The sequence below is a fragment of the Pseudomonas sp. GW460-LB5 genome (genome assembly GCF_059423245.1).
In genome coordinates this window covers 46832-55410 of record NZ_JBWKXT010000043.1, presented here as the reverse complement: position 1 = coordinate 55410, position 8579 = coordinate 46832, and the positions used below count along the sequence as shown (strand labels likewise).

The following is an 8579-nucleotide window of genomic DNA, read 5'->3' as shown; positions in this document are numbered from 1 at the left end:
GCGAACCCCCCATCACTCCAGTCCGCACGCGCCGCCCACGCCAGCGCAAGCCGGAACCGACGATCACCCGTATCAGCCAGCAACCCGCTGCACTGGAAGTTGCCACCGCCCCGAAGGGCAGCAACGAAGACAGCACCTCGGCCCACCTGCCGGCCAGCTACCCCTACCGCACACGCCTGCGACGCCAGGACTACGAAAAGGCCAAGCACGCGCTGCAGATCGAGCTGTTGAAGGTACAAAGCTGGGTGAAGGAAACCGGCCAGCGTGTGGTGATCCTGTTCGAGGGGCGCGATGCCGCAGGCAAGGGCGGCACCATCAAGCGCTTCATGGAGCACCTCAACCCACGTGGCGCACGCATCGTCGCACTGGAGAAGCCGTCCGAGCAGGAACAGGGCCAGTGGTATTTCCAGCGCTACATCCAGCACCTGCCCACAGCGGGTGAAATGGTGTTCTTCGACCGCTCCTGGTACAACCGCGCGGGCGTCGAGAAGGTGATGGAGTTCTGCACACCGCTGCAGTACCTGGAGTTCATGCGCCAGACACCGGACCTGGAGCGAATGCTGTGCAACAGCGGCATCCTGCTGTTCAAGTACTGGTTTTCGGTGAACCGCGAAGAGCAACTGCGACGCTTCATTTCACGCCGGGACGACCCGCTCAAACACTGGAAGCTGTCACCCATCGACATCAAGTCGCTGGACAAGTGGGAAGACTACACCGCGGCCAAGGAAGCGATGTTCTTCCACACCGACACCGCCGATGCGCCGTGGACGGTGATCAAGTCCGATGACAAGAAGCGCGCGCGGATCAACTGCATCCGCCACTTCCTGCATTCGCTGGACTACCCGGGCAAGGACCACAGCGTGGCCCACGCCCCGGATGCGCTGCTGGTCGGCAAGGCCGCTCGCGGCTTCGAAGAAGACGAGCTGGTCGCCCAACCAGCCTGAAGGGCCTAGAAGTTGGCCATGGCACTGCAATAATCAGCTTTGCGCCGGGCCACGTCCTCGGCCTTGTCCAGGCGCTTGAGCGTGCCGCCGCAGGCGCTGTAGCCGTGCACCACCAGCTCGTAGTCGGCGCCTTTTTGCGGCACGAACGAGAACATGCCCAGGCAGTTCTGCACCGTGTCATAGCCGGCCGAGCGCCCCCCATCGAGAAAGTGCAGGGTAAACGGCTTACCGGCAGGCACCAGCACTTCGCTGACTGCGTCACCCGCCCGGGCAGATACACTGGCCGGCATGCCCAAGGTTTCGCCATTGCGGTCGGCGAAGCCTTTGGTGGGTACCGCAATTACTCCGGCACCGGGGCTGTACCAGTCCACACAGTCCTTTTCCGGTACCGCACGTACCATACCGTCGGCGATTACCCGCAGGCGTGCGGTGTCACCGCCACTGGGCGAGCCGTAGGGGGTATTGAAAGATTTGACTGCGGCAATGTTGCCGCAGCCGGCAAGAGCGGCGGCCAGCAGGCCGAGCATGACGGGTGCTTTCATCCGTGAATGTCCTTTGAGCGAATGCCGAATGTCCGGGCAGCCTGAGTCAGACCCGCCAATGCCGCTTGGGTTTCACTGCCATCTGCGATTCAATACGCACTTTTCCAGCACCACCCAAGGACTCAAGCCCCCATGGCCACCCCTACCAAGCAACAGAAACGCGCCAAGCGCGCCGCCAGCAAGGCCAAGCAGAACCGCATGGTGCGTAGCGGCCAGGCGGTCAAGCCCAGTGCCGGCGACAGCGCCAGCGTCGAGCAGGTATACAACAAGGCGATGGAGTCGGGCAGCTACGACGCGATGTTCGAGAAGATGAAGGAAGCCCAGGAAGGCGGCCTGGTGCCGATGATCTCGGTGTTCCTGGTAGACCCACTGCTGGCCCTGGTGCTCAAGGGGCACAAGGAAGAGCACGCCACCGACTACATCGTGCTGGTGTTCAACGCCTACCGCAAATGGCTGGACGGCGCCGACGAAGAGGCCACCATGGCCTGGCTGGAAAGCGACGAGTTCCAGGCTGCCTACATCACCGCATCCGAACTGGTGGCCAAGCAGCAGCAACAGCAGAAGCAGTTTGGCTGACAGGGCCATTTAACCTGCAAGGGCCCTATCGCCGGCAGCCAGCTCCCACAGGGTCATGACAGGCCTGAGTGCAAAGATTCCTGTAGGCGCTGGCTTGCCGGCGATAGGGCCGGTACAGGCAACAAAAAAGGCCGCACCCTCTACAGGGCGCGGCCTTTTCATTACAGCCAGCGCGGATCAGTTGTCCAGCGCCACCCGCCCGGCAGCTTCGCGCTTGCGGTGTACCAGCAATCCAGCCGCTACCACACCAATGCTCAGCAACGCAGTCGCGATGATCTCCGCACGGTGATCCTCACGCAGTGCCATGACCACCAGAATGGCGACGATGAAGGCAATGGTCGCCCAGGTCAGGCCCGGGAACAGCCACATCTTGAAGGTGATCTTCTCGCCACGGGCCTCACGCTGGCCGCGCATGCGCAGTTGCGACACGGCAATCACCAGGTACACCAGCAAGGCAATGGCGCCAGAGCTGGCCAGCAGGAATTCGAACACCTGGGCCGGGGCCACGAAGTTGGCGAACACGCAAAGGAAAGCCGCTGCAGTGGACAGCAAAACCGCCACATGCGGGGTTGCCGCCTTGGTGGTGCGCTGGGCGATCGCCGGGGCGTCGCCACGCTTGCTCAGCGAGAACAGCATGCGCGAAGAGGTATACAGCGCCGAGTTCAGGCAGCTGGTCACGGCGATCAGCACGACGATGTCGACGATCAGCTTGGCATTCGGCACGCCGATGCGGCTCAGCACAGTCTGGTAGGAACCGGTTTCGGCCAGGGCCGGGTCGTTCCACGGCACCAGGGCAACGACCAGGAAGATCGACACCAGGTAGAACAGGCAGATACGCCAGATGACCGAGTTGGTGGCGCGGCTGATCTGCTTGCCCGGGTCCTTCGACTCGGCAGCAGCAATGGTGACGATTTCGGTACCCATGAACGAGAACATGGTAGTCAGCATCGCTGCCAGCACTGCGCCCAGGCCGTTAGGCATGAAGCCTTGGGTATCGAACAGGTGGCTGGCACCGCTCACCTGGCTGCTCGGCACAAAGCCGAACATGGCCGCACAGCCCACGGCGATGAAACCGATGATCGCCAGCACCTTGAGCAGGGCGAACCAGAACTCGAACTCACCGTAGTTCTTCACACTGCACAGGTTGGTCAGGGTCAGCGCCAGGGTAATGATGAGGGAGAACGCCCACAGATCCACCGCAGGGAACCAGGCATGCAGAATGGCCGCGGCAGCGTTGGCCTCCAGCGGAATCACCAGCACCCAGAACCACCAGTACAGCCAGCCAATGGTAAAACCGGCCCAGCGCCCGATGGCGCGGTCGGCATAGGTAGAGAACGAACCGGTGTCAGGTGAGGCGACCGCCATTTCACCCAACATGCGCATCACCAGCACGACCAGCGTACCGGCGGCGGCGTAAGCCAGCAGCACGGCCGGGCCGGCAGCTGCGATGGCGTGGCCGGAGCCTACGAACAGGCCGGCACCGATGACACCAGCGATGGACAGCATGGTCACATGCCGTTGTTTGAGCCCCTGAGCGAGGTCATTGGAATTGTTACCGCTCATAAAACTACCTTTGTAAGGAGTGGACCACTCCGACTGCGGGTACGGAGCGCGCCAAGGGTTGACCTAGGCGTCGCTGCAATCGGCGGTTTCCTACTGGCAATAAGCGCGCCATCTGCTGAATGCATTCGTCAGAAAATTTCACGGGCCTTTTAGCACGCGGTTTGGAGGGCTTTCGGCCACGGCTTGACCGAAAGGACGCCAAATCATCGGATTACTGAAATACCCACTTACAAACGCACCAAAGGTGCTCCTCGGTAACACCCGTGCACCACCGCAATGCCAGAAAGTGCAACCTTGAGGTACAACCCTTTAGCCTGTGGCGCGTCCACAGATAAGGCTGCCCCCTGAGAACACCTTTGACCTAAAGGTCGGATTTACCCCTCGAATGGGCCAAAACCGCTTCCATGAGCGGGCTAAAGCTGGCACCATCGCGCCTTTTTTCATCAAGGCTCTGGTGCTGGGCGAGACCTTCGCGGACATCTGCGCGACGTTACGCTGTAGCGATGCGACAAACTGCCCCACCAGTGCCCACAGTCCCTGGCAACCCTGTTGGCCGCCATAATGCCGCTATGCTAGCTTGGCGCACGCCAGGAAGGCCGCCAATAGCTGGGAACGCACCCGAACACATGAGGACCGCACATGGCTCAGGCCACGCCCGCGCTGGAAATCCGCAATCTGCACAAACGCTACGGCGAGCAGGAAATTCTCAAGGGCATTTCGCTGACCGCGCGCGACGGTGACGTGATCTCCATCCTGGGGTCGTCAGGCTCCGGCAAATCCACCCTGCTGCGTTGCATCAACCTGCTCGAGAACCCGCACCAGGGCGAAATCCTGGTTGCTGGCGAAGCCCTCAAGCTCAAGGCAGCCAAAAACGGCGACCTGGTCGCTGCCGACAACCGCCAGATCAACCGCCTGCGCAGCGAAATCGGCTTTGTCTTCCAGAACTTCAACCTGTGGCCGCACATGTCGATCCTCGACAACATCATCGAGGCGCCACGCCGCGTGCTCGGCCAAAGCAAGGCCGAGGCCATCGAAGCCGCCGAAGCGCTGCTGAACAAGGTGGGCATCTACGACAAACGCCACAGCTACCCCGCCCAGCTTTCCGGTGGCCAGCAACAGCGTGCCGCCATTGCCCGTACCCTGGCCATGAAGCCTAAAGTGATCCTGTTCGACGAGCCCACTTCGGCCCTCGATCCGGAAATGGTCCAGGAAGTGCTTAACGTTATCCGCGCATTGGCCGAAGAAGGCCGTACCATGCTGTTGGTAACGCACGAGATGAGCTTTGCCCGCCATGTGTCCAGTGAAGTCGTCTTCCTGCACCAGGGCCTGGTCGAAGAGCAGGGATCGCCGCAGCAGGTCTTCGAGAACCCGAACTCGGCGCGTTGCAAGCAATTCATGTCAAGCCACCGCTAACGGAGCAATACATGCACACATACAAGAAGTTTCTCCTGGCAGCTGCTGCCACGCTGGTGATGTCGGCAAACGCCATGGCCGCAGAAAAACTGCGCATGGGCATCGAAGCCGCCTACCCACCGTTCAACAACAAGGATGCCAGCGGTAACGTGGTTGGTTTCGACAAAGACATCGGCGACGCCCTGTGCGCCAAGATGAAAGTCGAATGCTCGGTTGTTACCTCGGACTGGGACGGCATCATCCCGGCCTTGAACGCCAAGAAGTTCGACTTCCTGGTGTCGTCGCTGTCGATCACCGACGAGCGCAAGCAGGCGGTGGACTTCACCGAGCCGTACTACTCCAACAAGCTGCAGTTCATCGCGCCGAAAAACGTCGACTTCAAGACTGACAAAGAGTCGTTGAAGGGCAAGGTCATCGGCACCCAGCGTGCAACCCTGGCCGGCACCTACCTTGAAGACAACTTCAAGGGCGTGGACGTGAAGCTGTACGACACCCAGGAAAACGCCTACCTGGACCTGGTCTCTGGCCGCATCGACGGCATCCTGGCCGACAAGTACGTGCAGTACGAGTGGCTGAAAAGCAAAGACGGCTCCAACTTCGAGTTCAAGGGCGAGCCGGTGATGGACAGCGACAAGATCGGCATTGCCGTGCGCAAAGGTGACACCAAGCTGCGCGACGAGCTGAACAAAGCCCTGGCAGAAATCAAGGCCGACGGCACGTACAAGAAGATCAACGACAAGTACTTCCCGTTCAGCATCGAATGACCCGCCCTGACCGGCGCGCCCACGTGGCGCGCCAGTCCCTAAAATGACCTGCCCATGAATATCGACCTGCACGGATTCGGTCCGGCCATGATGGCCGGCACCTTGATGACCGTAAAACTGGCGCTTTGCGCCTTGCTGCTGGGGCTGGTGCTGGGCCTGCTCGGCGCCCTGGCCAAAACCTCACCGCTCAAGCCCCTGCAATGGCTTGGCGGCTTCTACTCGACCCTGGTTCGTGGCGTGCCCGAACTGCTGTGGGTACTGCTTATCTATTTCGGTACCGTCGGGCTGATGAACAGCCTCGGCGAAGCCCTGAACATGCCGGGCCTGGAGCTTAGCGCCTTCGCGGCGGGTGTAATCGCCCTGGGCTTGTGCTTTGGCGCCTACGCCACCGAAGTGTTCCGTGGCGCCATCCTGGCGATCCCCAAGGGCCACCGTGAAGCGGGCCTGGCGCTGGGCCTGTCCAAGGGCCGCATCCTGTCGCGGATCATCCTGCCGCAGATGTGGCGTATCGCCCTGCCCGGCCTTGGCAACCTGTTCATGATCCTGATGAAGGACACCGCCCTGGTGTCGGTGATCGGCCTGGAAGAAATCATGCGTCACTCGCAAATCGGCGTGACCGTGACCAAGGAGCCGTTCACTTTCTACATGGTCGCAGCCTGCATCTACCTGGGCCTGACCGTCATTGCCATGACCGGCATGTACTTCATGGAAAAACGCGCCGCTCGCGGCTTTGCGAGGGCTGAATAATGAATTGGGAAGTCATCTTCAAATGGCTGCCGCGCCTGGCCGAGGGTGCGGTCCTGACCCTGGAGCTGGTAGCCATTGCCGTGGTTGCCGGTTTGATCCTGGCCATCCCGCTGGGCATCGCCCGCTCCTCGCGCCACTGGTACGTGCGCGCCGTGCCGTTCAGCTACATCTTCTTCTTCCGTGGTACGCCGCTGCTGGTGCAGTTGTTTCTGGTCTATTACGGCCTGGCGCAGTTCGATGCGGTGCGCTCGAGCTCGCTGTGGCCGTACCTGCGCGATCCGTTCTGGTGCACGGTGCTGACCATGACCCTGCACACCGCCGCGTACATTGCCGAGATCCTGCGTGGCGCGCTGCAATCGATCCCCAAAGGTGAGATCGAAGCGGCGCGGGCGCTGGGCATGTCGCGGGGCAAGGCGCTGTTCTACATCATGCTGCCCCGTGCTGCGCGCATCGGCCTGCCGGCGTACAGCAACGAAGTGATCCTGATGCTCAAGGCCAGTGCCCTGGCCAGCACCGTGACCCTGCTGGAACTGACCGGCATGGCCCGTACCATCATTGCCCGTACCTACCTGCCGGTGGAAATCTTCTTTGCCGCAGGCGTGTTCTACCTGGTGATCTCGTTCCTGCTGGTGCAGGGCTTCAAGCTGCTGGAGCGCTGGCTGCGCGTGGATGCCTGCCAGGGTCGCTGAGACCTTACTGGCCATCTCGCGGGTGAACCCGCTCCCACAGGTACATCACAGGCCTTGAAACCTGTGCTAATCCTGTGGGAGCGGGTTCACCCGCGAAGAGGCCTTCAAACCCAACACACATCTACCCATGCCCAGCCACCTCCATAGCCACCACCTAAGCACCCGCTTCAAGGCCCTCGACCAGTTCCTGATCGAGCACCAACAGCTGTGGAAACCGCGCCCCTTCACCACCCTGCAACTGGCCTGGGAAACCACCCACCCCGAGCTTGCCGCCCATCTGCGCCAATGTTCCCTGGCAGACGCCGAAGCCGAAATCGCCACTGACCGCTTGCCCGCGCCCTTCCCGCAACTGGCCGAACAAGCCCAAAAGCTCGCCGCCCTCGGCAGCCTCCCGCAAACCGACCTGCCACCCGCCGCCCACCGCCTGGACGTCGCCGTCCCCGGCCGCAAATGGCAGCAGATCGAAGCCTTCGCCAGCCACCTGACCTTCCACCACCAGCCGCGCCACTGGCTGGACTGGTGCTCCGGCAAAGGCCACCTCGGCCGTCGCCTGCTGCAACCCGGCCAACAGCTGACCTGCCTGGAGTACGACGCCGAACTGGTCGCCGCCGGCCAGGCCCTTAGCGCACACCATCACTTGCCAGCACAGCACGTACACCAGGATGTGATGGCCAGCGACAGCGCCCGTCACCTGGCTAGCGACAAAAGCGTGGTAGCCCTGCATGCCTGCGGCGACCTGCATGTACGCCTGATGCAACTGGCCAGCCAGCGAGGTTGCCGGCAACTCGCCGTAGCCCCCTGCTGCTACAACCGCATCGCGGCGCCGCAGTACCAAGCGTTATCCACAGCCGCGCAGGCATCGAGCCTGCAGCTGTCGCTGGACGACCTGGGCCTGCCCCTGAGCGAAACCGTCACTGCCGGCGCCCGCGTGCGGCGCCAGCGCGACACCTCGATGGCCCGCCGTCTGGGCTTCGACCTGCTGCAACGCCAGCAGCGCCAGACCGGCGAATACCTGCCAACGCCGTCGCTGCCGGTCGCCTGGCTGGAAAAGCCCTTCGAGCAGTACTGCCGCGACTTGGCCGACCTCAAACAACTGCCCTTGAACGGCAACCCGGACTGGGCCGCCCAGGAAGCAGCCGGGTGGCAACGACTGGCCGAGGTACGCAACCTGGAGCGCGTACGTAACCTGTTCCGCCGGCCGCTGGAATTGTGGCTGGTGCTTGATCGCGCCCTGTTCCTCGAAGAACAAGGCTATGAAGTACGCCTGGGCCTGTTCTGCGATTACCCGCTGACCCCGCGCAACCTGCTGATACTCGCGGAACGTGACCTTTAGCCGCAGCA

General features: G+C 62.1%; 9 protein-coding genes. 7 read left to right on the top strand and 2 right to left on the bottom strand.

Features of this window, described 5'->3' with window-relative positions:
• Positions 1-62: 62 nt before the first annotated feature.
• Entirely contained in the window at positions 63-944 is an 882-nt protein-coding gene (gene ppk2, locus AC07XM_RS22610; RefSeq protein ID WP_495045503.1) for a polyphosphate kinase 2, read from the top strand.
• A gap of 5 nt (positions 945-949) precedes the next feature.
• Here ppk2 and AC07XM_RS22605 read toward each other — a convergent pair whose 3' ends face one another.
• The gene (locus tag AC07XM_RS22605; RefSeq protein WP_095116622.1) at positions 950-1486 is read right to left on the bottom strand and encodes a hypothetical protein; all 537 of its coding nucleotides are present in this window, start codon (positions 1484-1486) and stop codon (positions 950-952) included.
• Between the two features lie 132 nt (positions 1487-1618).
• On the opposite strand from AC07XM_RS22605, the gene AC07XM_RS22600 reads away from it, so the two are divergent.
• Complete coding sequence (locus AC07XM_RS22600; RefSeq protein ID WP_016484498.1) at positions 1619-2062, top strand: hypothetical protein; 444 nt, start codon at positions 1619-1621, stop codon at positions 2060-2062.
• Between the two features lie 177 nt (positions 2063-2239).
• Here AC07XM_RS22600 and gabP read toward each other — a convergent pair whose 3' ends face one another.
• Positions 2240-3625 (bottom strand): GABA permease, encoded by a 1386-nt coding sequence (gene gabP, locus AC07XM_RS22595; RefSeq protein WP_016484497.1) that lies wholly within the window; start codon positions 3623-3625, stop codon positions 2240-2242.
• A 639-nt stretch (positions 3626-4264) separates the two neighbouring features.
• On the opposite strand from gabP, the gene AC07XM_RS22590 reads away from it, so the two are divergent.
• The 5 genes from AC07XM_RS22590 (at position 4265) to AC07XM_RS22570 (ending at position 8571) form a co-directional block, all read left to right on the top strand.
• On the top strand, positions 4265-5038 hold the full coding sequence (locus AC07XM_RS22590; protein ID WP_016484496.1) for an ABC transporter ATP-binding protein: 774 nt from the start codon (positions 4265-4267) through the stop codon (positions 5036-5038).
• Positions 5039-5049: 11 nt separating this feature from the next.
• Entirely contained in the window at positions 5050-5802 is a 753-nt protein-coding gene (locus AC07XM_RS22585) for an ABC transporter substrate-binding protein (RefSeq protein WP_016484495.1), read from the top strand.
• A 54-nt stretch (positions 5803-5856) separates the two neighbouring features.
• Positions 5857-6549 (top strand): ABC transporter permease, encoded by a 693-nt coding sequence (locus AC07XM_RS22580; RefSeq protein WP_016497593.1) that lies wholly within the window; start codon positions 5857-5859, stop codon positions 6547-6549.
• On the top strand, positions 6549-7238 hold the full coding sequence (locus AC07XM_RS22575; protein WP_016497592.1) for an ABC transporter permease: 690 nt from the start codon (positions 6549-6551) through the stop codon (positions 7236-7238). Before AC07XM_RS22580 ends, AC07XM_RS22575 begins: the two co-directional genes overlap by 1 nt.
• Positions 7239-7365: 127 nt before the next feature.
• Positions 7366-8571, top strand: coding sequence for a methyltransferase (locus AC07XM_RS22570; protein ID WP_102689732.1), 1206 nt, complete (start codon positions 7366-7368; stop codon positions 8569-8571).
• Positions 8572-8579 lie beyond the last annotated feature (8 nt).